The organism is Asticcacaulis sp. P2_C5, from assembly GCF_056404555.1.
In genome coordinates, this window is sequence record NZ_JBFUDU010000018.1 from 103,388 (window position 1) to 128,549 (window position 25,162).

The following is a 25,162-nucleotide window of genomic DNA, read 5'->3' on the forward strand; positions in this document are numbered from 1 at the left end:
GGGAAGGGTGTGGTATGGTTTATCCACAGATTACGCAGATTACGCAGATTTTTCAGAGTTCTACGGGCAGAGATTCGCGTGATCTGTGAGGTCTGCCGGCGCGTAGCGCCTTTATCTCAATCTGTGTAATCGGTGTAATCTGTGGATAAACCTTCTTGACTTAGGGACGGTCGTTCAACGCGACAAACGGGCGGTCTTCCGGACCGATATAGTTGGCATTGGGGCGGATGATCTTGCCGTCCTGGCGCTGTTCGATGATATGGGCCGACCAGCCCGAGGTGCGCGAGATGACGAAGAGGGGGGTGAACATGGCCGTCGGTACGCCCATCATGTGGTAGCTGACCGCGCTGAACCAGTCGAGATTGGGGAACATTTTTTTGATGTCCCACATCACCGTCTCGAGACGCTCGGCGATATTGAACATCTTCATATTGTGCTGCTCGGCACTGAGGGCCTTGGCGACCGCCTTGATGCATTCGTTGCGCGGATCGGACACTGTGTAGACCGGATGGCCGAAGCCGATGACGACCTCCTTGCGCTCGACCCGGGCGCGGATATCCGCCTCGGCTTCGTCGGGGGTATCGTAGCGTTTCTGGATATCGAAGGCGAACTCGTTGGCGCCGCCGTGCTTGGGGCCGCGGAGGGCGCCGATGGCGCCAGCGATGGCGCTGTAAAAATCGGAGCCTGTGCCGGCGACGACGCGGGCGGCAAAGGTTGAGGCGTTGAACTCGTGTTCGGCATACAGGATCAACGAGGTGTGCATGGCGCGGACCCACGAGTCGCGCGGTTTCTCGCCGTGCAGCAGATGCAGGAAATGGCCGCCGATGCTGTCGTCGTCGGTCTCGGTTTGGATGCGGCGGCCGTTATGACTGAAGTGATACCAATAGAGCAGCATCGAGCCGAGCCCGGCCATCAGGCGGTCGGCAATGTCCCGGGCGCCGGGATGGCCGTGGTCGTCGCGCTCTGGCGTCAAACAGCCCAGCGTTGATACGGCTGTACGCATGACGTCCATCGGATGGGCGGAAGGCGGCAGGCTTTCGAGGACGGTCTTCAGGGCGGCGGGCAGGCCACGCATGGCCTTGAGCTTGACCTTGTAGGCGATCAGTTCGGTTCGGTTGGGGAGTTTACCGTGGACCAGCAGATAGGCGATTTCCTCGAACTCGGACGTGGCGGCGAGGTCGAGGATATCGTAACCGCGATAGGCAAGGTCATTGCCGGTCCGCCCGACCGTGCATAGCGCGGTATTGCCGGCGACCGTGCCGGACAGGGCGACGGATTTCTTGGGTTTGAAACCGGTGGTGGGTTCGCTGGCCGTGTCCATGGTGAGACTCCCTGTGTTTCGTTTTAGCCGCGAAAAACGCGAAAAGCGCGAAAAGGCAGCCGCTGGTATCTGCGCGAAGCGCCGTCAATCCAGACTGCCGCAGCATCAAGTGAAAGCCCTTCGGGCGAAGGTGGTTCCACAGCCCTATTCGCGCTTTTCGCGTTTTTCGTGGCCAAAATCCTGTTATTTTTGTCCGCTGAACAGTGTGTCCAGCTTATGTTCGAAGGCGTAGTAGCCGATGCGATCGTACAGTTCCTCGCGCGTCTGCATTGTGTCGAGAACGTTCTTTTGGTGACCATCGCGGCGGATGGCTTCGTAGACTGTCTCGGCCGCCTTGTTCATGGCGCGGAAGGCCGACAGCGGATACAGCTGGATGGCGACGCCGGCCGAGGCCAGTTCCTCGCGGGTAAATAAGGGCGTCTTGCCGAATTCGGTAATATTGGCCAGGACCGGCACTTTCACGGCGTCGACAAAGCGCTTGTAGGTATCGAGATCATAAGCCGCTTCGGCGAAGATACCATCGGCGCCGGCCTCGACGCATTTGACGGCGCGTTCGATGGCGGCGTCGACCCCATGGACGGCGATAGCGTCGGTACGCGCAATCAGGAAGAAGTCCGGATCGGTCTTGGCATCGGCCGCGGCCTTGACCCGATCGACCATTTCTTCGGTGGTGACGATCTCCTTGCCGGGGCGATGGCCGCAGCGCTTGGCGCCGACCTGGTCTTCGATATGGCAGGAGCTAGCGCCGAACTTGATCAGCGATTTTACGGTACGTTCGATATTGAAGGCCGACGGACCGAAACCCGTATCGATGTCGACCATCAAGGGGAGGTCGCAGACATCGGTGATGCGGCGGACATCGGTCAGGACGTCGTCGAGCGTATTGATGCCGAGATCGGGCAGGCCGAGCGAACCGGCCGCGACGCCGCCACCGCTTAGATAGATGGCCTTATAGCCGGCGCGTTGGGCCAGCAAGGCGTGATTGGCATTGATGGCGCCGATCACCTGAAGCGGCTGTTCGTCCTTCAGGGCCTGGCGAAATTTCGCGCCGGCGGAGTTTAACGCCATCCCGGTACATCCTTGTGTTCTTTGGCTTATGCTTTTGGCCGAGGTCGTATCGTTTGATACGAACTGAGTCAAGCCATTGTCATATAGGCCTTGCCAGGGATGGGGTCAATTCAACGATCGTTGAAATTAGTAATTTAGCTGCCGCCGCAGCACGACGCGGCGGGTTTGGCGCTTTCATACTTGTCGTGATGGCGGACCCAGTCGGTCAGGTTGAAGTTGGGACCGGTTTCGTTGCGGCCTTTCGGCGTGATGTCGAGCAACTGGAACACGCCCGAGGTCAGTTCCGTGCCGCGCGAATAGACCGAATAGGTGTGATAGATAGTGCCATCGGCGTCCTTGTAAAAGACGCTCATGCCCGGCAGGTCGGCGATGTTGATGCCTTCGCGCTCGGCGTAATTGTACCACACCTTGCCCGAGGCCATGTCTTCCGGACGGAAGGAGACGTCGAAATCGTAGTTGAAGTCGGTATTGGCCGACGATACCCAGTCGAAGCCCCAGCCCATGCGCAGTTTGAAGGCGTCGATCTGGGCGACCGAGGCGCGGGAAATGGCGGTGAACTTGACGTCGTGGTTTTCCAGATGCGGCCAGATGCCGTGCATATGATCGGCGCCCAGGGAACAGCCGACGCAGCCCTCTTCCCAGTCCGGGCTATACATAAAGTGCTGGACCAGCAACTGGCTGCGGCCTTCAAACAGGTCGGACAAGGTTTTGGGGCCGTCCGCCGTCTCAAAGACGTAAAGCTTGTCGACCTTGACCCACGGCAATTGTTTGCGCCGGGCGGCCAGGGCGTCCATTTCGTGCAGGACGCGTTTTTCCTCGGCCTTCAGGGCGATGCGGGCGGCCAGCCAGTCTTCGCGTGAGACGACCTGCGGGGTGAGGGGAGATGCGGTATCCATGGTAGGCCTCCTGTGTTTATGTCAAGTCCGTGGGCTGGGCAGGCACCCCCACCGTCGGCTTCGCCGCCACCTCCCCACGAGTGGGGAGGTTTTCCGGGCGCAGGGCGTTGAGGTAGGTGACAATCTGGCGGATGCCGACGGCCATGATCGCGCCGCTGCGCGTGCTCTTGGCGATCGAGAAATAACCTTCATAGGACGCGATCAGGCCCGTGGCCGCTTCACGGGCGTCAATATCACTGCGCACAAAGCCTGTGGCCTGGCCGCGTTCCAACGCCTCCGCGACCCCGGCAATCCACATCGTGAACAATCCGGCGATGCGGGTGCGAAATCCTTCGTCGACGCCCGACATCTCCTGGGCCAGATTGTTGAGCGGGCAGCCGCCGGCAACAGCCTCGTCGGTGGTCACCGTGCTTTCGACAATGGCGATCAGGGCAGAAATCGGGTCTTCGGCATCACGAAGTGGCGCCAGCCACTTGCTGTCGGTGATGACACCCACCACATCACTGATAATGGCGTGGCCCAGGGCCTCCTTGTTGTCGAAGTGATGGTACAGCGCGCCCTTGGTAACACCGGCCCGGCCAAGGATGGAGTTGAGGTCGCTACCCTGGAAACCCAGGCGGTAGACCTCCTCGAAGCCGGCCGTCAGCAGGCGTTCGCGCGTCCGGGCAGGATCGCGGCGCGAGGCGTTAGGAACGGACTGTGGTGTTAAGTCTATTGACATACCGACCGGTATGTATGTTTATAGAAACTATGTCAAGGCGGCGAAATAATTACAATGCCATGCTGACAAATTTTGGCACTATGTGTCTTTAGTTACGTCTGTAATAAGTCCTGTTGCGTAGCGTACCCTTCCGGCCATCCTCTTCGGGCGACTACCTTATGACACGCGCCACCCGTCTTCTCGATCTGTTGCAACTGCTCCGCCGCCATCGCTATCCCGTAGCGGGCGCCGAACTGGCGCGTGAACTGGATATATCGCTGCGTACCCTGTACCGCGATATCGGCGCGCTGCAGGCCCAGGGCGCCCATATCGAAGGTGAACCCGGCGTAGGCTACGTGCTGCGACCCGGCTATATGCTGCCGCCGCTGATGCTGTCGCAGGAGGAGCTGGAGGCGCTGGTCCTTGGGACGCGCTGGGTCGCCGACCGGGCCGATGCGCGTTTGGGCGAGGCGGCGCATAACGCCCTGACCAAGATCGCCGCCGTCCTGCCCAAGGATATGAGCGACGATATGGAATCGACCGGCCTTTTGATCGCGCCGGCCTGGCCGCGTCACGAAAGCATTATCGACCTGGGCGATGTGCGCAGCGCCATCCGGTCGGAACAGTGCGTGGCGCTAAGCTATACCGACCTGAAGGGCGAGACGACCCAACGCGTGGTATGGCCCTTCGCCCTGGGCTTTTTCGATCATGTCCGCCTGCTGATCGGCTGGTGCGAAATGCGCCAGGACTTCCGCAGCTTTCGCACCGACCGCATCAAGGGCTGGGAACTAACGGGCAAGCGCTATCCGAAACGTCGGGCAGCCCTGCTGAAGGCCTGGAAGGCGCAAAAGGACGCGGAAAGCTGCGACTGGAAGGCGTCGGCCAATGCCTATGGCGGGATGGGTGAGGGACAGGCAGTGGTGGTTTAGGGGGCGCGATCATAATTTGGCATAGAGGTCCCGACCTTCAAGATAGTCCAGCCACCTTGGTGGCCCGGGCAGGCTTGGTCTACTTGTTGTCGTCTCCGGACATCATTTCGACGGTCAGGCGATCCGCCGTGGCGGCCGGCAGATCCAGCACGCTGCGCTCGACTATAACCGAGATCTTGCATTGCTCATCGGCGGTGGCAGTTTCGAGTTTCTCAGGTTCGGCGAGCAGGCGCGTCTGGGCCTGCGTGAGGCCGGCGCGCTGCATTGCCTTGAACATGGCCGCGTGATCGGCAGCCGTCGCCTTGCCGCGCCGCGTCGGATGCGCCCGGCCAGCGGCGATGGCGTCGAGGCGTAAGGCGACCAGGTTGACGATGGATTCCATCGTAACGTTGTCGAGCCCGTCAGGCGGCAGCCCCGTCATGAAATAGGCCGCGCATTGCGCCTTCGAGGCAATCTGCAGGCCGGTCGTGACGTCCAACTGCGCGATTCGTAACGCTTTCAGGTTTTCCGTTGGCGCCGCCGCGAACTCCGCGGCATGCGTGGCGAGGAAGTTTTGCATGAAGTTACGGCTGATGGCCTCGATCTGTTCAGCACTCTGGTGCGATCTGTTGGCATTGATCACCTCTGTTTTCAGGACGACATACTCATCCGGAAACGCCGCCTTCAGCTTTACGAAGATTGGACCGTAGGGCTTGTTGGTGAGAAGGGTGTTATCGTAGCGCTCGGAATCGCGCTGGTTTTGCCGAAGTTCCGCGTCCGCCTCCCAGGTGCCGGCATGGCGGGACAGGGTGTGGAGCCCGGCATAGGCGCCGACGCCGACCGCCACGATGACGATAAACCAGATCAGGCTGAAGCCCGACTTGCGTCCTTTGGTTTTGGCCATGATAACTCCCCTCACCATCCCCCAATTAGCTGCGATGGCTCGGCGCATGTCAAGCGTTGGGCCGCTTTACGGGTGCGGAATGGAGGCTCGCGTTCTCTTTTACGGCGATGTGGTGGCGACGGCTATCCAGAAGGAGAAGATACAGACAAACAGAAGCGCGCCGAAGACAAGGGTTGCCGCCGCGACGGTCAGGAAAAACCTCACCGGCTGTTTCTCACGACTAAGGTCGCACACATTGTCAATCTTGAGGTGGCCTACACTAAGTGTTCCGAAAACGGCGAGGAGACCCGCGGCACCCAGAACACCGATGCCAAGAAGAAATACCATACTGCGTCAGAGCCCTATGATCTGTTCGACCATGGCCTTGTCCGCCAACTCTGCGGGGGCGGTGGTCATGCTTTTGGCGATGATGATGCCGATCGCGCACTGGTCATGGGAACTGGCCGCCAACAGTTTTTGTGAATCGGCCAGAAGGGCAAGTTGCGCGTCCGTCACGCCGTTGCGGCGAAACTCCTTCAGCAGGGCGCGTTGATCGCTTGTCGTCATTGACTCTCGGCCAGGTAAACCGGTTTGGGCCGCTCCCATGTCATCCAGGCTAAGCGCCATCCTGGGATTCTGGGCCGTTCGGCCGGTCTGGCTCGCGATAATGGCGTCTATGCTTGCGGCTGTCAGATTGCCCATGGCCGACAGCGATTTGGGATCAAGCTTTTGTCCCCGTTCGGAGCCAGTACGGAAAAGGAGAGCGCATTGGTCTTCGGACGCGCTTTGCAAGGCGTAGTAGGCTGCGAGTTGGCTGTCCCGGATCGCCTTCAGGTTTTCGGAGGGGGCGTAGGCCATGTCCCTGCGATGCGTAGCCATGAACCTGGTCATGAAAGCGGTGGTTATTGAGACAATCTGTTCCTTGGTCGCACCGGATTTGTCAGCGTCCAAAATCTGGGTTTTCAGGTCCTGGTAGTCCTTCGGAAACGCTGTCTTCAGCCTGATCATGACAGGACCGACCCGCGGGTCTGTCTCCACGCGTGTATCGAAATTTGCCGATGTTCGCGCAGCCTGTTGCTGAGGCGACAAGGTAAAGATCAGACCCCCGATCGTCGAAAACGCGGCAATGACGACGCACGCGATCAGAAGGGCGTTGGGCCCCTTGCGCTTTATGCGGCCGTAGCTGTCTCGCTGATGACGAGTCCGATTGTAGGGATCTCGACCATAGGGCGGCAGGTCGGAATTGTCCTGATTTGAATCGTTATCCACCCGTCGTTCCCCTCTACGTGAACACCGATTAATGACATCCAAGATGGATGTGTCAACAGCTACCCGTTCAGAGGCCCTGTTGGCGACATTGCCAGGGATGAACGGCCGTTGGCGTAATACCAGACCTTGAAAAGCTTCGCAGGTTTTGCTTACCTGATTTTGGTCTCAGCCAGGCCGGGAGGGAAGACCTGGCGAGGCGAAAAGCTGGGGTCTGGTAACAGGCAGACGAGTATCTCCCGCTCTCCCAGCACCAATTTTGCCAAACGCAAAAAACCATGCGAAGGCCCAGGCTCAGGCCGATTGCTCCGCTTATGTCGTCAGGGGGCTGCGATGAAACCGGAAGGCGCAAAAGGACTTGGAAAGCTGCGACTGGAAGGCGCCGGCCAACGGCTTTGCCGGAGGCGACAGTGCCCGGGTTGATGTACGACTACGTCTGATGAAATGGCTCTGCGGTGCGCCGCCGCGTTCGGGCAATGTGTTTTACGCACCGTCAACCCTATTTTGGGTCGGGCGGCACCGTTGCCATTTCCACGGTAAGCCTGTCCGCTACGGCGCCGGGTAGATCGATGACGCTTCGTGACACAATGACGCCAATGGCGCATTGGTCGGCCGAGCCGGCGGCTTCCAGTCCGTCCTGCTCGGCGAGCATGCGGGTCTGGGCTTTCGTCAGGCCGTTGCGCTGCATCGCCCTGAAAAAGGCCGCGTGATCTGCCTTCGTCGCTTTTCTGCGCGGCGTCGGATGCGCCCGCCCGGCTGCCATGGCGTCTATCTTCACGGCTGCCAGATTGGCGACGGCTTCGAGTGTGATATCATCGAGATCGTCCGGCAGGCGGCCCTCCATAAAATAGAAGGCGCACTGTTGCTTCGAGAAATTCTGTATGGTGGTCATGACGTCAAGATTGGCGGTTCTCACCGCCTTCAGGTTTTCCGCAGGCGCTGCCGCGAACTCCGCAGCGTGTGCGATAAGGAATTTATGCATGAAGTTGCTGGCGATGGCTTCCAATTCCTGGTCTTGTGCATGAGATCTCTGGGCGTTGATCACCTCGGTCTTTAGGGCAACATAGTCGTCGGGATAATAGGTCTTGAGCTTTACGTAGATAGGACCGTAGGGTTTGTTGGTGAGAAGGGTGTTATCGTAGTGCTCGGAATCGCGCTGGTTTTGCAGAAGTTCCGCGTCCGCCTCCCAGGTGCCGGCATGGCGGGACAGGGTGTGGAGCCCGGCATAGGCGCCAACAGCGACCGCCACGATGACGATAAACCAGATCAGGCTGAAGCCCGACTTGCGTCCTTTGGTCTTGGCCATGATAAGTCCCCTCGCTAGCCCCCAATTAGCCGCGACGGTCCGGCGGATGTCAAGCGCCGGGCATGTTTCGGGTGCGGAGTGGGACTCGCGTTCTCTTTTACGGCGAAGTGGTCCCGAGGACTGCCCAAAAACTGGCGATGCAGACAAACAGAAGCATGCCGAAGACAATCGTGGCCGCAACGAGGGTCAGGAAGAACCTGGCTGGTTGTCGCTCACGACTGAGGTTGCAAACATTGTCTATCTTGAGATGCCCCGAGCTCAGTGTTCCCAGAACGGCCAGGAGGCCCCCAGCGCCCAAAATGCCAATGCCAAGAATAAATATCATGTCGCGTCAACCGGCATGTCGTTCGGGATTCCGGAGGTGGCATAGGCAGCGCACAGTTCGTCCGGCGATGCCTGCAGCACCGTGAGGGCCGTCAGTTGCGCCGCGCGGACGGTCTTGAGATTCTCCGATGGCGCGGCGGCGACGTCGCAGACGGATGGGTAGGATATGATGGTTTCTCCCTGAGGTGAGCTTAATTCTGGCTCTGAAGGCTTTCGACGAACGCCCCGTCCGCCAGGGCCGGCGGAAGCTGGTTCATCGCGGTTGCAGCCTTGACGGCCATGTTGCATTGGTCACGGGAAGGCAGCGCCATCAGTTTTCGCGTGTCTGCGATCGTGACCAACTGGCTCTGCGACAGTCCGGTGCGGCGGAATTCGCGGGCCACCGCGGCGTGTTCTGAAGTGGTCAGGGGAGAGCGGGCCACCGGATGGTCGTGGCCCGCCACGATGGCGTCGAGGTTGATGACAGACAAACGGCCCACGATGGCAAGCGAATCCCGGTCGAGGCTTTTGACGTGTCCGAGAAGCGAACCGGTGCGAAACAATTCGGCGCACTGCTCGGTGGAGACGGCCTGCAGCGCCAGATAGAGGTCGAGGCGAGCTTCCCGGATGGCCTTCAAGTCTGCGGTGGGGGCATGCGCCAGGTCGTCGCTGTGCATTTTCATGAATCGGGCCATGAATCCGGCGGTGACGATATCGATCTCCTGACGGGAGGCGCCGGCCCGGGTGGCCGCGACGACTTTTGCCTTCAGCTGGTTGTATTCGCCGGGGAACGAGGTTTGCATCCGGACCACGCCCGGGCGAGCCTGCGGATTGGCCATCATCTCGGCGTCGTAATCCTGCGCCAGCCGTTCCGCCCGCTGCTCAGGGGAGCAGGCGACGAGGGCCATGACGATCCGGACGGCGACGATAGAACCGACGACCAGCAGGATCCTGACCAGGGTGGTTGATCCCTGGGGGCGGCCAAAGGTATCGCGGCGCGACGGGGTACGATCGTAGGGATCGCGACCGGACGCATCCGGCTCAAAATCGTCCTGCATGCTAAAGCCCCCCGTCACCCGAATGGCGTGATTAGGAAGGATGAGGCCTAAAATGTCAACCGGCAGAAGGCGTTGCGCCGGTGAATGAGGCATTAGGCCGCCGGCCTTAACCATGTTATAATCATGGCGTGACGGCGACCGTGTCCGCGCGGCGTCATAGGGGGGAACTGTGAGCGTAGGTAATGGGCTGCCGGTGCAACGGCGTCCGCTAACTCGGAGGAGCTCGCCATGTCTTTTCTATCCCCAGGAATGTCCCTGATTTCCCCTAAAAGTGTAATGGTTTCCCTGTGCCTGATAACGGGCGGCGGCCTGCTCCTGATGGCAGCGCCAGCCGTTCGGAGCGCCGGCGCGACCCAGCAGTACGAGATCAATATCGAGACCCGCATCGACGGCGGTGAGCCTAAGATCGGCCTGTCCTACATATGCATGGGACTGGCGCAGCTCAATCATCCGCCGGAAAAGATCACCGGGCCGCGCTGTCCGGGCCAGACCTTTCAGCGGACGGGCGACAGCCTGACCTGGACGGCCAACTGCACTGCCGCGAAGGGCGAGGGCAAGCTGACCTTTGCGAGCGATAACAGCAAATTCAGCGGCGAAAGCACGATCGCGGCCAATGGACGCAGTGTGCAGACCACGATCGACGCCACGGCGGTCGACAGCTGCAGCCTGTGACGGCGGCGCGAATCCGATTGTTTGCTTGCGCGCCAGTCTCGGTGCAATGGAGGTAGTAATCGTCATCGTCGTGTTGCGCTGATCGGCAACCGTCTGCGCAAGCGCAAGGCGTGAAACCTCAGGAACGCTAGAGCCGGCGTTTGGCGGCTGGCGTGCTGCACGCCGGGAGGACGACATCTTCGCGCGGTTGGCCTGAGACCGTATAGAGGCGTTCGGCCGGAAACTTGATCCTCAGGCCGGTCTTGGGCAGGTCGAAATCGTAGACCGCGCCTTTTAGGCCGGCCATTTTCCGGCTGGATGAGGCCGTGCTACAAACCGGCTTGCCTAGCGCCATGAAGCCGACAGCCAGGCCTTCGCCCAGGCTGCCCGTCCAGCGCCCGGCGATGACGCGGACCGGTCCCGGATGGTACTTGCCGGGACGGGGCAGGACTTCCTCGATCCATTGCCGGGCAATCCCGGTCTCACGTTCCTCAGCCGGCAGGTTATGGACCTGGTACGGCATGGCTTTTGTGACAAACCAACCCATGACGGCGCGGGCGACGCTGGTATTCCCGCCGCTCGGCGTGTCGCTGAGGTCCAGGGTGACCGTCGCCCTGGGCGCGATGGCGGCCATGGCGGCGTCAAAGGCCGTGATGGTGGCGGAGTCGCCGAGGTCATTGTTGAAGCGGATCGTGACAGCGCCTTTCGCGCCCGGGATGACCATGATCGGCGGCAGGTCGGCCTGGAGGCTGTAGAGGCTGGGTAGGGTCAGAGCGCGCGTCTGGCCGGCGGCATTGGTCAGGGTGAGGTGGCGGTCGCAATCGCGCCGGCCGGCGGCCAGGACGCGCGCGGCATAGGGCGCGCGTTCGCCGCTGGCTTCCAGCCCGAGGCGGGACCAAAAGGCCGTGACAGCCGTATCGATGGGTGTGTCGTCAATGGTTGTCAGGCGATCGCCACGTTGGATTCCGGCCAGGTCGGCGGGGCTTCCGGGCTTGACGGCGTCAACGACGTAGGCGTTGTTTGTCCGGACCAGCCACAGGTCGGCATAGGTCGGCACCAGCGCCCAGTCGTCGTTGAACGAGTTCTGCGTCAGGGCGTGGTGGTCGGCCAGGACGGTGATCATGTCTTCGGCATAGTGCAGCAGCGAGTCGTGATCGTGGACGGCTTCGCGTTCGGCATCGAGCATGGCGGAATGCGGGACGACCCCGCCCGGCAGGTCATCCATATAGGCGTAGTTAGCGGCGATCAGATCGGGTATGGCGCGGGCGTCGGCCAGGTAGTCGGCAGCCAGGTAGCTGGAGATTGGGGGCTCTGCGTGAACCGGTGTGGCGACGAGCAGTGCGGCGAGGAGCGGGGCAAGGAGAATCTTGGTCATAGCGTCAGGATAACGCAGGCGCGGATTGCGGTCTTGAACGCTATTGCTGTCCGTAGGCGCCAGGTGAGACGCCGACCAGTTTCTGGAACTGGCGTGTCAGGTGGCTCTGGTCGGCAAAGCCCAGGTCGAGAGCTATATCGGCGATGCGCTCGCCGGCCAAAAGGCGGCGGCGCGCTTCGGTGACGCGGCGCTGGTTGCGGTAGGCGAGGGGGCTCAGGCCCACCGCGGCCTTGAAACTGCGGGCGAGGTGGAAGACGCTGAGATCCGCCACCGCCGACAGGGTCGAGAGTCCGAAATTGTCAGCAAAATGGGCGTCGATATAGGCACGAGCGCGATCGATCGCCGGGCCGCTTTGGGCAACAGGCCGGGCGGCATCGGTGGTATTCGTGATGGTCCGGACGACAGCCATCAGGGCGGTTTCCTGTTCCAGCGCACCCGACGCGGTGTCGCTCAAAACCGCATGACAGTCACTGAGACGATGGGCATGACGGTGACCAGGGATCACCGGGCTGGCGAAGGCCGGCACATGGTCGTGAAAGGCCAGGAGGATCTCGGCGGGCAGGTAGAAGACGTCGTAGCGCAGGGTGTCGGGACCATGCGACCGGTTGGCGTGGGGCTGGCCGGGGTGCAGCTGCAGGACATCGCCGGCCGCCACGATATGGCGCGCGCCGCCGGTTTCCAGCACCTCGGCGCCTTCGGTGACGACGCCTATGACATATTCGGCATGGGTATGGATCGGGAAGGCACGGTCGCGATAGGCAACCGAGACCAGCTCAACGCCGGGCAGGGCGGAGGGCCGTGCAAAGCGGGCCCAATCACTGCGCCCCTTATCCCGGTTGCCTTTTACGGTCATCGGCCTATTGCGCGACTATGGGCAACAGGATAGCGCTGGCCTGGGCTCCCCCGTGATACACGCTTTCCGTCGCTTGTCTGTAGTCCTCGGGCTTGGCGTAGAACATGTTCGGCACGAAGGTTTGCGGATTGCGGTCGTAGAGCGGGAACAGCGACGACTGGACCTGGACCATGATGCGGTGGCCGGGCAGGAAGACGTGGTCGACATTGGGCAGGCCGAACTTGTATTCCTCGACCTTGCCGGGCGTCAGGGCCTGGGGCTTGTCGAAGCCGTGGACGTAGCGGCCGCGGAAGATTTCGATGCCGACCGCCAGTTGCTGGCCCGCCGTATCGGGATGGTAGGTGTCTTCATCCGGGTAGACGTCGATCAGCTTGACGACATAGTCGCTGTCGGTGCCCGAGGTGGCGGCAAACAGGTCGACCATGGGCTGGCCCATGATATGGACAGGTTTGTCGAGCACGGCCGTCTGGTACAGCAGGACGTCGGTGCGGTCGGAGACGAAACGCTGGTCGTGGACCAGCCACGGCTTCCACACATTGGCGTCGCGCATGTGGATCGGGCGCGGCACGAACGGGATCGGCTTTGCCGGATCGGAAACATAGTCATCGTGGGTCGCGCCGGCTGTCGGCTTGTCGAAGCTGAGGCCGGAATTACCCGTCAGGTATAGAGGCTTCAGCGGCCCGGTGCCCCAGCTTTGGCCTTCGTCCCAGTGGTTGGCGCCAGTGGCATAGGTCAGGACCGGGGGCGTATGCGGATCGGGCGCGTCCTTCAGATAGTGATCGAGGAAGGGCTTCATATATTTGGTGCGGAATTCGAGCGCCGTGTCGCCGGGCAGGGTGAGCGGTCCCAGGGTTGAGCCGTCGTAATTGACCCCGGAATGGCGCCATGGGCCGATGACCAGGGTCAGTTCGTCATTGCCGATATCCTTGGGTTCCCACGCCTTGTAGACCGCCGGGGCGCCGTAGGAATCCTCCTGGTCCCACTGGCCGACCACCAGCATGGTCGGGACGGTAAAAGGCTTGGTGGCCAGGATCTTGTCGATCGCCTGCAGGGACCAGAACTCGCTATAGGCCGGGTTCTGCATCAGCTTTTGCACGAAGGGGTATTTGTCGAGCCCCCAGGTCTTGGCGAAGTCACCCGCCGAGCCGGCTTCGAGATATTTCAGATAGTCGTCGCCCGTGCCATAAGGGACCGGGTCATTGTCGCCGGCATTGGTCGTCATTGCGGTGACATAGTCGAAATTGGGCTGGCGGAAGGCGCCGTTGTGGAACCAGTCGTCGCCCATCCAGCCGTCGACCATCGGGCTTTGCGGGACGGATGCCTTGAGAGCAGGGTGCGGGTCGATTTCGGCCATCAGCGAGGTGAAGCCGAGATAGGAACTGCCCGTGATGCCGACCTTGCCGTTGCTTTCGGGGACGTTCTTGACCAGCCAGTCGATCGTGTCATAGGCGTCGGTCGATTCATCGATGCCGGTGTCGTTCTGCGGGCCGCGCACCGGATGGTTCATGATGAAATCCCCTTCCGACTTGTTGCGGCCGCGGATGTCCTGATAGACACGGATATAGCCGTCATTGACGAACTGGGCGTCCATCAGCGGCAGGATCTCGGTGATCTTCTGGCTGGGATTACGCGAGGTCGCCTTGTTGGCATTGTACGGTGTGCGGCTGAGCAGGATGGGGCCGTTGTGCGTCCCTTTCTTCATGACAATGACGGTGAACAGCTTCTTGCCGTCGCGCATCGGGATCATCGCCGTGCGGCGGATATAGTCGGCCTGCGGTTGGGCGGTCTCATAGGCAGGGTTCATTTCCGGCGTCATCGGTGTCACCTTGGCGGTGTCCTGGGCGATGGCGGGAACGGCCACAGCGGCGAGCAGGGCGGCGGCGCAGGCAAAGGATTTCCAGCGGTTCATCGGGCAGTCCTCATTACAGATACAAATGAAACTTTGTCGCGCACACTACACGCTTGTTTCGCCGATTCAAGGCAGCAGCGAATCCTATTGTTTGTTTACGCTCTGGACGGCTAGGCTGGCCATGTTCAGGCGCCAGATCAAGGCGAGCGGGCAGGGCATCCATAAGGAGCCTCTGCATGCCATCCAAGATACCTGTTTCGCGCAACGCCCCCCTTTCCCGCAATGTTTTTGCAGCCACCGTCGCCGGGGTTCTGGCGGCCGGCCTGATCAGCTCTGCCGTCTGGGGCCGTAGTCAGCCCCAGGAGACCGGGCAAGCTGCTCCAGAAGCGTCCGTGGCGTCCTCGTCTTTTGCCGTTTCACCTGATCCCGCTACGGATGCCACCCCACCGCCACAGCCTGGTAAAGACCTGCTGTGGCAGATAACCAGCCTGACGACGGTGGCGGGCCAGACCCCAACGACCACAACGGCCAGCCTGTGCCTGAAGCCCGAGGAACTGGCGTCGCCACCGGTCGAGGTTACGGGGCCCCAGTGCGGCGAACCCGCCTTTACGGCGCAGGACCATACTGTTTCGTGGAGCAATGATTGCGATGCGGTCAAGGGCGGAGGTTCGCTGAACTACGCCGCCGACGGTCAGTCGTTCGCCGGCGATATCACCGTTGTGACGGCCGCTGAAGACGTGACGCTGCATGTTTCGGGCGTGATTACGGGAACATGTGACAAAGTCGTGTAACGGAGCTTGCCGATAGTTGCCGGCCCAGGCCCGGGAAGCCACGGGTAACACCGAGTAGAACTTGCAAAGTTTCCTAATTCCGTTGTCAATAGTCGCAGACGCGGGTGCGTGAGGATAGGCGTCGAGATAAGGGACGCGCGTGAGCAAGAAATTTTCGGATCATCTCACCTGGACAACGCTTTTCGCCTGGGCCCCGATACTATGGTATTTTAGCGTGGCAATTTGGTTCACGCTGACCGCAGCGACCAGGCACGACTGGCCCTGTGGACCGCCGGGCCATGAGGTGTGCGATTTTCCAACCCATTATGCGGGGACTGTTGCCGCTCTGAATGTCACGGCCCTTATGGCGGTTGCGCTATGGCTGTGGACCGGTGTCCAGGCCATGCGGCGCAAATTGAATCCGCTGGGTGTCGCCGGGCTGGTATGCTCGCTCGCAGGTGTGGTCGGCTTTGTCCTGCTTTACCAGGCCGTCGGTTAGACGCGCATTGACTTGATACCTGACTCGTTTTCTTGCTGTGCGTTCATCCCTGCAACGGAGCTTGATCATGGCCGATGTCAAACTGGACGATAGCTGGAAGCCTCCCCTGGCCGAAGAGTTCAACCGGCCCTACATGCAAGTCCTGAAGAGCTTCCTGCAGGAGCAAAAAGCGGCGGGAAAGCACATCTTCCCCAAGGGGAGCGAGTATTTCCGCGCCCTGGACCTGACGCCGCTCGACAAGGTGCGGGTGGTTATCCTGGGGCAGGATCCCTATCATGGCGAGGGCCAGGCGCACGGCCTGTGTTTCTCGGTACGGCCGGGCGTGAAGATTCCGCCGTCCCTGGTCAATATCTACAAGGAAATGCAGACCGACCTGGGCATTCCGCCGGCCAGGCACGGCTTTCTCGAACATTGGGCGAAGCAGGGTGTGCTGCTGCTCAATGCCGTCCTGACGGTCGAGATGGGCATGGCCAATGCCCATCAGGGCAAGGGCTGGGAGAACTTTACCGATGCCGTCATACGCGCGGTCAATGAGCAGCCGCATCCGGTGGTCTTCATCCTGTGGGGCGCCTATGCGCAGAGGAAGGCAGCCTTCGTCGATACGTCCAAACACCTGGTGCTGAAGGCGCCGCACCCGTCGCCCCTGTCGGCCCATAACGGGTTTTTCGGCAGCAAGCCGTTTTCGACGACCAATGCGTTTCTGGTGAAGCACGGCTTCGAACCGATCGACTGGAAGCTGCCCGACGATCCCAACACAGCCTGACATTCGACGGCTTTAAAATCAAACTTTACGCTATGAAAGCTATTGGCGTCGGGTCAGCTTTCAGAGTAGTCTCGCGACCGGGCCGGGGGGCTTGAAGACTCAAAGACAGCTGGGATGCAGGGATGGCATATCATGCGTAAAATCAGGTTTAGTGTGTGTATAGCCCTTACCCTCGTCGCTCTGGCGGCGTGCGGCAAGAAAGAGGCCGGCGAAGACGGTGGTGAAGGCGCCACCCAGGCGCCGGCGGATGCGCCTTCCGCCGCGCCGGCCGTGACAGCGGGCGGTGATTTGGGCAACGGTCTGAAGGCCGGGGTGTGGGAAATGACCACGGCCATGCCGGGTGTCGGCAAGAACGTGGTGATGTCGACCTGCATGGACGAGGCCATGACGAAGAAATATACCGAAATTGGCATGTCCAATCGTGGCAAGGTCGATTGCACCAACCAAAGCGTCAATCGCAGCGGCAATACGGTCGATATTTCGGCCACCTGCAAGGACGGCGACCGAACTATCCATTCAAAGATCCATGTCGAGATGCAAGGCGAGAACGCCTATCACCAGACGGTGGAGGCGACCTATGATCCGCCCGTTGCCGGCAAATCGGCGATGACCGTGGCGATCGACGGCAAGTGGCTGGGGACATGCGAGTCCAAAGGCATGAAGGCCGGAGACATGGAAATGAACGGCATGAAGATGAACATGTCGGCCATGGGCAAGCCCGGGGCGTAGGGTCGCCATCGGTGTTGCGTTGAGCGAGCTGTATCAAGATTTTTAGTGGAATTGCGCCGTTGAGCCTGCGTCAGTTTATGGTCGATGCCTTTGCGACGGAAGCGTTCAAGGGCGGCCCGGCGTGCGTGGTGGCGCCGGCGTTTGCAGTCTGGCCCGACGACGGCTGGATGCAGGCTTTGGCCATGGAGAACAACCAGGCCGAAACGGCTTTTCTGCGCGCGACGAAAGCGCCCGACCGGTTCGATCTGCGCTGGTTTTCGCCGACCAAGGAAGAGCCGATCTGCGGTCATGCCACCCTGGCCACGGCCCACGTCCTGTTAAACGAACTTGGCGTGGACGCGACCGAATTGCGCTTCATGACGCAGTCGGGAGACCTGATCGTGCGGCGTGGCGCGGGCGGACTGGAGATGGATTTTCCAGCGCTTCCTCCGCACGAGATCGCCGCCATGCCTGAACTGGAGGCCATACTCGGCGTCCGGCCGGTGGCACTATATGGTGGCCCCGCGCTGGTGGCGATATTGCCAAATGAGACCAGCGTGCGCGTATTGACGCCGGACATAAAAGCGCTGGCGCACTATGCCGGTTCGGTATTCAATGAGCGCCACATTATGGTGACGGCGCCTGCCGATGAGGGTGCGCGATACAATGCGGTCAGCCGCTTTTTTCCACCCGATATGGGGATAGATGAAGACCCGGCCACCGGGTCGATGCACTGTATCTTGGCACCGTTGTATTACGGCCTGACCGGCGAGACGTTGATGACCTTTTATCAGGCGCATCCGCGGCGCGGCGCCGATATCCGCACCGAACTGCGGGGCGATCGTGTTATCCTGCGCGGCCAGGCCGTCACTGTTGCCGAATCTGTTTTGCGTTTGGAGTTGCCCGCATGAAATCCGTGATTGTCTCCCTGGCCGTGGCCGGACTGTTGCTGGCGCCGTTGGTCCATGCCCAGTCCCTGGCGGAGATGACGCGCGACGATCCGGCTTTCAAGCCGCAGACCCTGACCCTGAAGGACCTGCCCAAGGCGACAGGCCCGGTAGTGGATCTGTTCAATGGCAAGGACCTGAACGACTGGGACGGCTGGTTGGGCTATGCCGATCCGGCCCAGACCTATCGTCCGGATCACGCGGCCTCGCTGGGGGCAGGCGGTAAAGACGATATTTTCAAGGTCGTCGAGGCCGATGGCCAGCCGGCCCTTTTCGTCAGCGGCAAGACGTGGGGCAGCCTGGTCAATCATGGCGACTACGGCAACTATCACCTGCGGCTGGAATACAGATGGAGCGGCAAACGCTATGCGCCGCGCCTGAACGAGCCCGAGAATAACGGTCTGCTGTACCACAGCCACGGCGAGCCCGGCGCAGTCTGGGGGACGTGGATGCGCGCCGTCGAATTCGAGATCATGACCGGCAGCGTCGGCATGGTCGTGCCGGTCGGCAACGGTCTCAGCGTCACCACCATCGAAGGCCGCGATCCGTCACTTATCGATCCGAAGCGGCGCTTCATGATGCAGGGTCGTGTGGTCGATGTCGTAGGCGGCACAGCGGCGTGGAATGTCGAAAACAGCCGCAATGCCGACAAGCCGGGGGGCGAGTGGAATACGCTTGACCTGTATGTCGTCGGCAATCATGCCATCCATGTGGTGAATGGCGTGCCGGTCATGGAGGTGTGGAACCTGTGCGATCCGGATGCCGCAGGCGTGTGCCAACCCCTGACCCACGGCCATATCCAGTTGCAGTCGGAAGGGGCGGAGACTTTCTTCCGCCATATCACCGTCGAACCGATCGATCATCTGCCGGTGATCGCCGTCAAGCCGTAGGTTATTCCGGTATTATGTAGCAAACGCACCAAACGTAGCATCGCCCGCCGCCGCCGGAGAATCTAATCTTAGGGAATGGAAAGACCGAACACAGCAGTTGGGTTGATCGCCAAACGGGATGAGCTTCACAAGCTCCGCAAGACGCTTGAAGGCGAAATCCAGAAGATAACCTGCGACATCGACCACCCAGGCGGGGCGATCGCGCGATTCGACCCTGAGCAGACGCCCCGAGCCGTTACCAGGTATGTGACGAAGCACCGGGCTAAGAAGGGTAGCGTTACGCCCTTCGTGCTCAAGTTCCTCAGAGAAGCTAAAGCGCCAGTTACCAGCCGGGAAATTACGATGGCCTGGCTTAAGGCCCGTAATCTCAGAGCCGACGACGCCACCTATGTTATTATCAGGAAGCGGATTGGCGCGTGCCTGATGAAGCTGCGCGTGGCGGGGCTAGTCGTCGGCGACGTAACGATTGGCGAATACAAGGAGTGGATAGTAGCATTCACGGCATAATGTGTGAAAAGCTACGAGACCTTGATGCTGTTTCGAATTTTGGTCCGATAGGCATTCCACACTTGGCGGGCAGCGGGAATGACATCATCTGTCAGCCGGGATGATACCTTTCGCTCCAAGTAAGAGCGCAATTCAGCCCATGAACTGACGTCCGGTAACCGGTTGTCGCTACTAGCATCTTTAGTGAAGTCTCCAGCAGGCGTGTCAGTCACGCGCCTAGAGCGAAGATATTCTTTGAACGTCATTGTTCCCACCGAAAATACTTGGAAGGGTACGCCGCCGAGATTGCGTGGCGACAGGATCGGCGGCGGATGGATACGAAGAAGGTGCTTGAGGACCTTGGGAAGGTGGCGGCTACCGTAATAAACCGATAACGGGGCGTCTACGAGTGGAGTTGTAAATGAAGAATGCTAAGTAGTAGGTCCTTTAGTCGCTTCTAGAGCTGTCTCATCATTTACAGCCAAATTGCCACCACTTCCCTCAGTTTGCGGTAAAACTTCATTTCCTTCTTTAGGCTTCTCCGGTGGCGGGAATGAATTTTTAGTCAAATCCAAAGCGTCATGGCTCCACTTTTTAGCCATTAACTGATATTCTTTGAATATACTTTCCCTATACAGCCACTTCTTTTTCCCCTCGTCCCACATCCATCGTTCACGCTGAATCCATTCTCTAGCGGCATTCCAATCTCGCACGAATGCACCGCCCATCCATTGGCGGTAGATATCACCATCTAAGGCACCTCGCCGTATGCCTAGTGAGACTAGTTCGTAGTGATTGAGATAATCAACGACCTTCTGGCGATCGTCATCATGCCCTTGGGCGGGCACATTAAGATGCAAAAAACCTCCGCCGCGCCTTAGCGTGGAGAACTTATCATTGAGCTTTCGGTAATGTTCTGTCGATTCAGCTTTTTCGATAAAATCAAGGGTGGCCCGCTTCTGAGCTACTTCCTTCACGTTTTTTATGCCTCGCCAGGCTATGAAAGCTGATATAGCAATAACGCCGGGACCCAAAAATGTGGTCCACGTTACAGCACCTTGCACAATGCAGACAATGATGTCTGCTGTAGAAGAGGGTGGCGCAATGTTGGAACATTGCATCGGGATTAGTCTCGAACGCCTTCTCTTAGCATCGCCTTAGCTCCAATTGCCCTGTGAACAACGGACACTAACCTTGATTTGCCCAACAGTCAAGAGCTTTAATTGGAATTTAAATGATATTTAGATCGCATTGAAATAGGATTTCAAATATGCGACGTCTAATCAAAGGAGGCGGATTGGATGAATGATACGGGGACTAGGCGCGGAAGGCGCAGTGCGGTGAGGGTTGAACGTCTTCAAGTGACGCTCGACACTAGAACCCTGCAATTACTTGATCTGATTGTGGAAACAGGCCGATTTGGCAGGAATCGTAACGATGCCTTATCAGCTATCTCCACTCAGTATGTTCAGGACAATGCGAGGGATTTTTTCCAAAAATATCTCTCCAATGGAGAAATTATAGGAGAGCGCACATCGCCAGATTAGTGTCTGAGCGGTGAATGGGATCGGCAAATTCTCAGTCGCACCCAAAACTCATAAGTGCATATCTGCCCAATATGCAACCATAAGGGCTTTTGGCGCGACATGCGTGTTGTTATCTCGATCGTAGCAGAAAGGAAGGTGCAACGAGCATCTTGATTTCGGTTGCTATATATGGTAGTGGCAGATGTCAGTCCAATCTCGTGGCTGAGTCGCTATCTTGGTGACATAGAACGGTCAAGCGGACCCTCCGCCTTTCAAGGGCGGAACCCCGTAGTTCAAATCGAAAAAGCAAAGACGCCCTGTTGCGGACCTTTGTCTGGAGGTTGGGAACACGGGTCATGCTTCAAATTATTCAATCTTTGATCAAAAATTGCGAACTCGCCGTCCGTCAGGATGGATGGAGCATCCAAGTTTGTGCCAAAGGGCCACTCGCCGTCGCAGTAGCGGCGGTGATCATATACTTGTTCACCCATCCGTGGCGAGAGGCGCTATGAGCCAGCTTGCGGCGGTCCCCTCCCTACTCTTTCTCTGCCTTGGTCGCGACCCGCGGCGACCAAGCGCCTATTCCCTGTTTGGGATTCGTCGCCGCGTCGATCCAGAACGAGCACGCCACGCGCAGCTACAGCGCCGAGCGGGATTGGGTTTATGACGGGGTGCGAGGTCAGGGGCGTCCTGGTGTGTTTGCTACATAATACCGGGTTCTTCCTGCCGCGTTTTCGGTTCCACAGGCGCTGCCTTGCGCCTTGATTTGAGCCATTTGCGTCCATACCAGACGGCCGGAATGCCGATCAGGGCCAGAGGCGCCAGGAAGGACAGCACCCGGATCAGGCCGCCGAGAACCGACATCATGGTGCGCAAGATATCCTTGGTGGCGTCGACTACGGGTGAGAAGGTGCCGCTGGACGCCGCCACGGCCTCGCTCTGGTAGGTCAGGGTGACATGGACGGTGGCGACGCGTTTTTGCATGATCGCCAGGGCAGATCGGGTGGCGTCGATATCGGTCTGGACCTGCGACAATTGCGTTTCGGCTTCGATCAATTCGGAGACCTTGCCCGGACTGGTGCGGATGATCTCGGCCAGGCGGTCGCGCAGGGCTTCCTTGTTCTTGAGGTGCGCTTCGGTGTCGACAAGCTGCAGACTCAGGTCCTCGCTGGTCACAGCCTGGTCGCTGATGCGACCGTGGGCGCGGGCAACCGAGGCGTTCAGCCCGGCCTGCCAGGTTTTCAGCCATTGTGGCGAGACGCGTAATTCCAACGTCTTGTTGACATAGCGGTTATCGGCGTTGCTGTTCGAACTGAGCGAAATCATCTGGCAGGCGGTTACACCCGCGCTTTCGCAGGCGGCCTGGTCGGCCTTCAGCAGGGATTCGACGCCCGCCGCGTCGGCCGTGAAACCGAACCTGTAGTCATAAGCCAGCTGTGGAACGGCCAGGCTGGCAGCCGGGTCGGCGGGTTTGCCTGCAGCGGTTGGCGCCATGGCCTTATCAGAGTTGGCAAAGGCTTCGGTCTGCGAACCTTCCATGGCGGCCTTGGGCTGGCAGGCGGCCAGGGTCACGACCAGGGGCAAGAGAACAAGGGCGGAGCGCCAGACAGGCTTCGACATGCGATCACCTCATTATCACGCAAACATCACGGACGTGTGATCAAGTATGCGCGCGTTTCACCGATCTGGCGAGGGATATTTTTGCGGGCTTGTCCGCTTAGTCGAGCGCCACCAAGGTCACCGATTCCGGGGCAAGTTTCAGCACCAGCTTGCCGTTCTTGGCCCGCGATAGTAGGGCAACCGCTTGTTACCTCCCTGCATGTATATTACCGTCGGGCGAGAACGAGGGGAACAATATGCGCGGATTGCCCATTATTTTGGCCGGACTAACGGCTCTAAACCTTCTCTGCGGCGTCAGCCAGGCAAGCCAAGTCGCTGGCCACGTGGCGAAGGAGACGCCCTCTGCTCATGCCACGCCACAGGAAGAGCCCTCGGCCTGCCCGATATCCGACCCGGAAGGCAAGCCAGTACGACAGGCATCCGACCTCGACAGCGTGAAAGCCGAGCCTGGGGTCGCCACCTGGAATGGCTGTACACTGACAATATTGTCGAACGGCGAGCCCGTCGCTACATTTACAGACCTTGCCCTCGACGGCGCATGGCACTTCATACGTTCGGTTGAATTGACCGAAAAGGACGCCAGACAACGCCGCGCCTACCTGCTCTGGTTTTCGACGTATGAGACGAACTGCCAGGTTCTGCTCGATCCCGACGGGCGTCTGCACGTTGTCAGTTTTGAAAGTTTTAAGCCCGTCTTCCTCCCCGGCGGTCGCTTGATCGCCAGCGGCATGCTTGGAAGCGGAGTTAGCGACGCTGACGGTTTCATGATTATCGATTGGCCAGAGCGCAAGGCCTACATCTCGCGCGCCGGATGCCAGGTTGTGGACGCCAAAACGGAGGACGCTCTCAATCTCGCCTGCTGGCATCGTACCGACAAGGACGATGGCTATTATGCCGACGCGCGCCGTCGGCCCGATGGAAGATGGCAAATAACGCCGACTGCGGGATTTCAGGGCTATCTGATACCGCAGTACCTGGCCGACAGACCTAAAACAACGCCGGCCGCGTTGAAGCCCTCTGACAGGCCGACAACCCTCGAATCGTCGCCAATACCTGACGATACGGATCGCTTTGCATGGATGGGCTTTGTCTGGCTGGGCAGGGTGTCGGTGCCTTAGCGGCGCTAGAGCGCAATCCGATAAAGTGGATGCCACTTTTCGGTTAAATTGCGCGACAAAACAAAAGATTAGAGCGAAATGACGATTCCACCTAAAGTCATTTCGCTCTAGCAGTCTGCTGAAAAAGCTTTTTGCCGTTGGCTATCCGCATTTTCAGACGGCCATCAAGCTCTTTTAGGTTTCTTCATTTGCCGTTGTTTTCGACAATTTTTGTTTGTTTTTCCTGATTTTGGGCAGACCTCTCCTATAGGGCTGCCAATTTGGGTATGCGGACCAGGTTGTAGCCTATGAGGTTGAGCATGAAGTCTGCTGCTACGGCCTCAAGTCCGCGATGCTTGGTCTTGCGCATGGTACCGTGCTGTTTGCCCCAGCCAAAAACGCACTCGATCAACTTTCGTCGCGTCTGTGACATGCCATAACCGGTGCTTTGTGCGGTAGCGTCGTCGATGATCGTTTTCCGCGTCTTGCCGGTTTTCGTGGTGGCATTATTGCGGGCGACATGGGGCTCCACACCCAGTTCGCGTAAGGCATTTCCATGTGCCTCGACATCATAAGCCTTGTCTTCACCGACGGTCGCCGGCTTGCCGGTGTGCTGGACTTTGGTCGCCAGCATGGCTTCGGATGCCTCGCGTTCGGCTGTGCCGGTGGCCTGGGTGACGACGCCACCAACCGCCAAGCCGTTGCGGTTCTCCATTAGCGCGTGGCCCATGTAGCACAGCTTCGCTTCACGACCTTGAGCCTTGCGATACAAGCGGCTGTCGCTATCAGTTGTCGAGGCATGAGTATCATTGCCACGTTTCTGATTATGAAAATCAGATCCGTCCGTATCATCAGACCCGTCCTTCGGCTTGAAGCTCTTGAACGAAGCCCAGGCTTCAATCAGCGTGCCGTCTACCGAGAAATGCTCGTCTGACAACAACGGCCTGACCTTTGGGTGATGTAGCAAGGCCGTCATGAACTTAGCAAAAACATCACCCTTCTGCAGGCGTTCACGGTTCTTGGTGAAGGTCGTAGCCACCCACACGGTGGCATCAGGCGACAAGCCCACAAACCATCGGAATAGAAGATTGTAATCCAGTTGTTCCATCAACTGGCGTTCCGAGCGAACGCCATAAAAAACCTGCAACAGCAAGGCACTCAGCAACTGCTCAGGTGGAATGGAAGGACGGCCTTCATCCGAATATATGGCCGAAAAATCCGCGTTCAGGTCGACCAGAACGGCGCGAACCAACTCTCGGACCTTGCGAAGCGGGTGGCCATCGGGGACGCGCTCTTCCAAGGATACGTAAGAAAATAGGCCAACCTGATCCCGAAACTCACCACGCATCGCTATCTCCTTCTCGCTAAAGAAGGGAATCACGACAAACGCAGAATGGCTACAGGTTTTTCAGCAGACTG

At 59.5% G+C, this 25,162-nt stretch carries 25 protein-coding genes; 10 read left to right on the plus strand and 15 right to left on the minus strand.

The window, feature by feature from the left end:
• Positions 1-160 precede the first annotated feature (160 nt).
• The 4 genes from prpC to AC1DXO_RS24120 form a co-directional block, all read right to left on the minus strand.
• Complete coding sequence (prpC, locus tag AC1DXO_RS24105; protein WP_476980759.1) at positions 161-1,321, minus strand: bifunctional 2-methylcitrate synthase/citrate synthase; 1,161 nt, start codon at positions 1,319-1,321, stop codon at positions 161-163.
• A 183-nt stretch (positions 1,322-1,504) separates the two neighbouring features.
• Positions 1,505-2,389, minus strand: coding sequence for a methylisocitrate lyase (gene prpB / locus AC1DXO_RS24110; protein WP_476980760.1), 885 nt, complete (start codon positions 2,387-2,389; stop codon positions 1,505-1,507).
• 134 nt (positions 2,390-2,523) lie between these two features.
• On the minus strand, positions 2,524-3,285 hold the full coding sequence (locus AC1DXO_RS24115; protein ID WP_476980761.1) for a DUF899 domain-containing protein: 762 nt from the start codon (positions 3,283-3,285) through the stop codon (positions 2,524-2,526).
• Positions 3,286-3,301: 16 nt separating this feature from the next.
• Complete coding sequence (locus AC1DXO_RS24120; RefSeq protein WP_476980762.1) at positions 3,302-4,006, minus strand: TetR family transcriptional regulator C-terminal domain-containing protein; 705 nt, start codon at positions 4,004-4,006, stop codon at positions 3,302-3,304.
• Positions 4,007-4,164: 158 nt separating this feature from the next.
• Here AC1DXO_RS24120 and AC1DXO_RS24125 point away from each other — a divergent pair, with 158 nt between their 5' ends.
• Positions 4,165-4,914: a helix-turn-helix transcriptional regulator gene (locus AC1DXO_RS24125; RefSeq protein WP_476980763.1), complete on the plus strand. Its 750-nt coding sequence runs from the start codon at positions 4,165-4,167 to the stop codon at positions 4,912-4,914.
• A gap of 79 nt (positions 4,915-4,993) precedes the next feature.
• On the opposite strand, the gene AC1DXO_RS24130 is transcribed toward AC1DXO_RS24125, so the two are convergent.
• From AC1DXO_RS24130 to AC1DXO_RS24150, 5 genes are all read right to left on the minus strand, one after another.
• A complete protein-coding gene (locus AC1DXO_RS24130) occupies positions 4,994-5,797 on the minus strand; it encodes a hypothetical protein (protein WP_476980764.1) in 804 nt (267 codons plus the stop codon).
• 99 nt (positions 5,798-5,896) lie between these two features.
• Positions 5,897-6,124: a hypothetical protein gene (locus tag AC1DXO_RS24135; protein ID WP_476980765.1), complete on the minus strand. Its 228-nt coding sequence runs from the start codon at positions 6,122-6,124 to the stop codon at positions 5,897-5,899.
• Positions 6,125-6,130: 6 nt separating this feature from the next.
• Positions 6,131-7,045, minus strand: coding sequence for a hypothetical protein (locus tag AC1DXO_RS24140; RefSeq protein ID WP_476980766.1), 915 nt, complete (start codon positions 7,043-7,045; stop codon positions 6,131-6,133).
• A gap of 496 nt (positions 7,046-7,541) precedes the next feature.
• Entirely contained in the window at positions 7,542-8,348 is an 807-nt protein-coding gene (locus AC1DXO_RS24145) for a hypothetical protein (protein WP_476980767.1), read from the minus strand.
• 515 nt (positions 8,349-8,863) lie between these two features.
• A complete protein-coding gene (locus tag AC1DXO_RS24150; protein ID WP_476980768.1) occupies positions 8,864-9,709 on the minus strand; it encodes a hypothetical protein in 846 nt (281 codons plus the stop codon).
• Positions 9,710-9,937: 228 nt separating this feature from the next.
• Here AC1DXO_RS24150 and AC1DXO_RS24155 point away from each other — a divergent pair, with 228 nt between their 5' ends.
• Positions 9,938-10,381: a DUF3617 domain-containing protein gene (locus AC1DXO_RS24155; RefSeq protein ID WP_476980769.1), complete on the plus strand. Its 444-nt coding sequence runs from the start codon at positions 9,938-9,940 to the stop codon at positions 10,379-10,381.
• Positions 10,382-10,508: 127 nt separating this feature from the next.
• Here AC1DXO_RS24155 and AC1DXO_RS24160 read toward each other — a convergent pair whose 3' ends face one another.
• From AC1DXO_RS24160 to AC1DXO_RS24170, 3 genes are read right to left on the minus strand one after another with little or no spacing between them, the layout of a single operon-like run.
• On the minus strand, positions 10,509-11,735 hold the full coding sequence (locus tag AC1DXO_RS24160; RefSeq protein ID WP_476980770.1) for a PDZ domain-containing protein: 1,227 nt from the start codon (positions 11,733-11,735) through the stop codon (positions 10,509-10,511).
• A gap of 40 nt (positions 11,736-11,775) precedes the next feature.
• Entirely contained in the window at positions 11,776-12,588 is an 813-nt protein-coding gene (locus AC1DXO_RS24165; protein ID WP_476980771.1) for a helix-turn-helix transcriptional regulator, read from the minus strand.
• A gap of 4 nt (positions 12,589-12,592) precedes the next feature.
• Complete coding sequence (locus AC1DXO_RS24170; RefSeq protein ID WP_476980772.1) at positions 12,593-14,497, minus strand: CocE/NonD family hydrolase; 1,905 nt, start codon at positions 14,495-14,497, stop codon at positions 12,593-12,595.
• 176 nt (positions 14,498-14,673) lie between these two features.
• Here AC1DXO_RS24170 and AC1DXO_RS24175 point away from each other — a divergent pair, with 176 nt between their 5' ends.
• The 7 genes from AC1DXO_RS24175 (at position 14,674) to AC1DXO_RS24205 (ending at position 19,521) form a co-directional block, all read left to right on the plus strand.
• Positions 14,674-15,228: a DUF3617 domain-containing protein gene (locus tag AC1DXO_RS24175; RefSeq protein WP_476980773.1), complete on the plus strand. Its 555-nt coding sequence runs from the start codon at positions 14,674-14,676 to the stop codon at positions 15,226-15,228.
• A 214-nt stretch (positions 15,229-15,442) separates the two neighbouring features.
• Positions 15,443-15,706, plus strand: coding sequence for a hypothetical protein (locus AC1DXO_RS24180; RefSeq protein ID WP_476980774.1), 264 nt, complete (start codon positions 15,443-15,445; stop codon positions 15,704-15,706).
• A 67-nt stretch (positions 15,707-15,773) separates the two neighbouring features.
• Complete coding sequence (gene ung / locus AC1DXO_RS24185) at positions 15,774-16,469, plus strand: uracil-DNA glycosylase (protein ID WP_476980775.1); 696 nt, start codon at positions 15,774-15,776, stop codon at positions 16,467-16,469.
• A gap of 132 nt (positions 16,470-16,601) precedes the next feature.
• On the plus strand, positions 16,602-17,198 hold the full coding sequence (locus tag AC1DXO_RS24190; protein WP_476980776.1) for a DUF3617 domain-containing protein: 597 nt from the start codon (positions 16,602-16,604) through the stop codon (positions 17,196-17,198).
• Positions 17,199-17,263: 65 nt separating this feature from the next.
• Positions 17,264-18,088 carry a PhzF family phenazine biosynthesis protein gene (locus tag AC1DXO_RS24195; RefSeq protein WP_476980783.1) on the plus strand — a complete coding sequence of 275 codons (825 nt, stop codon included), beginning with the start codon at positions 17,264-17,266 and terminating at the stop codon, positions 18,086-18,088.
• Entirely contained in the window at positions 18,085-19,014 is a 930-nt protein-coding gene (locus tag AC1DXO_RS24200; protein WP_476980777.1) for a 3-keto-disaccharide hydrolase, read from the plus strand. Before AC1DXO_RS24195 ends, AC1DXO_RS24200 begins: the two co-directional genes overlap by 4 nt.
• 102 nt (positions 19,015-19,116) lie before the next feature.
• Complete coding sequence (locus AC1DXO_RS24205) at positions 19,117-19,521, plus strand: hypothetical protein (protein WP_476980778.1); 405 nt, start codon at positions 19,117-19,119, stop codon at positions 19,519-19,521.
• Between the two features lie 410 nt (positions 19,522-19,931).
• Here AC1DXO_RS24205 and AC1DXO_RS24210 read toward each other — a convergent pair whose 3' ends face one another.
• Both AC1DXO_RS24210 and AC1DXO_RS24215 read right to left on the minus strand, forming a co-directional pair.
• Entirely contained in the window at positions 19,932-20,621 is a 690-nt protein-coding gene (locus AC1DXO_RS24210; protein WP_476980779.1) for a DUF4760 domain-containing protein, read from the minus strand.
• A gap of 1,107 nt (positions 20,622-21,728) precedes the next feature.
• Entirely contained in the window at positions 21,729-22,646 is a 918-nt protein-coding gene (locus AC1DXO_RS24215) for a DUF4349 domain-containing protein (protein ID WP_476980780.1), read from the minus strand.
• Positions 22,647-22,882: 236 nt separating this feature from the next.
• On the opposite strand from AC1DXO_RS24215, the gene AC1DXO_RS24220 reads away from it, so the two are divergent.
• Positions 22,883-23,764 (plus strand): hypothetical protein, encoded by an 882-nt coding sequence (locus tag AC1DXO_RS24220; protein WP_476980781.1) that lies wholly within the window; start codon positions 22,883-22,885, stop codon positions 23,762-23,764.
• Between the two features lie 244 nt (positions 23,765-24,008).
• On the opposite strand, the gene AC1DXO_RS24225 is transcribed toward AC1DXO_RS24220, so the two are convergent.
• A complete protein-coding gene (locus tag AC1DXO_RS24225; protein WP_476980782.1) occupies positions 24,009-25,091 on the minus strand; it encodes an IS5 family transposase in 1,083 nt (360 codons plus the stop codon).
• Positions 25,092-25,162 lie beyond the last annotated feature (71 nt).

Bases quoted from the DNA above. Each gene is read 5' to 3' on its own strand.
- prpC (WP_476980759.1), bottom strand. From the start codon at position 1,321: ATGGACACGGCCAGCGAACCCACCACCGGTTTCAAACCCAAGAAATCC.
- AC1DXO_RS24120 (WP_476980762.1), bottom strand. From the start codon at position 4,006: ATGTCAATAGACTTAACACCACAGTCCGTTCCTAACGCCTCGCGCCGC.
- AC1DXO_RS24210 (WP_476980779.1), bottom strand. From the start codon at position 20,621: ATGCAATGTTCCAACATTGCGCCACCCTCTTCTACAGCAGACATCATT.
- AC1DXO_RS24155 (WP_476980769.1), top strand. From the start codon at position 9,938: ATGTCTTTTCTATCCCCAGGAATGTCCCTGATTTCCCCTAAAAGTGTA.
- AC1DXO_RS24175 (WP_476980773.1), top strand. From the start codon at position 14,674: ATGCCATCCAAGATACCTGTTTCGCGCAACGCCCCCCTTTCCCGCAAT.
- AC1DXO_RS24190 (WP_476980776.1), top strand. From the start codon at position 16,602: ATGCGTAAAATCAGGTTTAGTGTGTGTATAGCCCTTACCCTCGTCGCT.
- AC1DXO_RS24215 (WP_476980780.1), bottom strand. From the start codon at position 22,646: ATGTCGAAGCCTGTCTGGCGCTCCGCCCTTGTTCTCTTGCCCCTGGTC.
- prpB (WP_476980760.1), bottom strand. From the start codon at position 2,389: ATGGCGTTAAACTCCGCCGGCGCGAAATTTCGCCAGGCCCTGAAGGAC.
- AC1DXO_RS24150 (WP_476980768.1), bottom strand. From the start codon at position 9,709: ATGCAGGACGATTTTGAGCCGGATGCGTCCGGTCGCGATCCCTACGAT.
- AC1DXO_RS24125 (WP_476980763.1), top strand. From the start codon at position 4,165: ATGACACGCGCCACCCGTCTTCTCGATCTGTTGCAACTGCTCCGCCGC.
- AC1DXO_RS24225 (WP_476980782.1), bottom strand. From the start codon at position 25,091: ATGCGTGGTGAGTTTCGGGATCAGGTTGGCCTATTTTCTTACGTATCC.
- AC1DXO_RS24145 (WP_476980767.1), bottom strand. From the start codon at position 8,348: ATGGCCAAGACCAAAGGACGCAAGTCGGGCTTCAGCCTGATCTGGTTT.
- ung (WP_476980775.1), top strand. From the start codon at position 15,774: ATGGCCGATGTCAAACTGGACGATAGCTGGAAGCCTCCCCTGGCCGAA.
- AC1DXO_RS24115 (WP_476980761.1), bottom strand. From the start codon at position 3,285: ATGGATACCGCATCTCCCCTCACCCCGCAGGTCGTCTCACGCGAAGAC.
- AC1DXO_RS24160 (WP_476980770.1), bottom strand. From the start codon at position 11,735: ATGACCAAGATTCTCCTTGCCCCGCTCCTCGCCGCACTGCTCGTCGCC.
- AC1DXO_RS24135 (WP_476980765.1), bottom strand. From the start codon at position 6,124: ATGGTATTTCTTCTTGGCATCGGTGTTCTGGGTGCCGCGGGTCTCCTC.
- AC1DXO_RS24170 (WP_476980772.1), bottom strand. From the start codon at position 14,497: ATGAACCGCTGGAAATCCTTTGCCTGCGCCGCCGCCCTGCTCGCCGCT.
- AC1DXO_RS24165 (WP_476980771.1), bottom strand. From the start codon at position 12,588: ATGACCGTAAAAGGCAACCGGGATAAGGGGCGCAGTGATTGGGCCCGC.
- AC1DXO_RS24220 (WP_476980781.1), top strand. From the start codon at position 22,883: ATGCGCGGATTGCCCATTATTTTGGCCGGACTAACGGCTCTAAACCTT.
- AC1DXO_RS24130 (WP_476980764.1), bottom strand. From the start codon at position 5,797: ATGGCCAAAACCAAAGGACGCAAGTCGGGCTTCAGCCTGATCTGGTTT.
- AC1DXO_RS24200 (WP_476980777.1), top strand. From the start codon at position 18,085: ATGAAATCCGTGATTGTCTCCCTGGCCGTGGCCGGACTGTTGCTGGCG.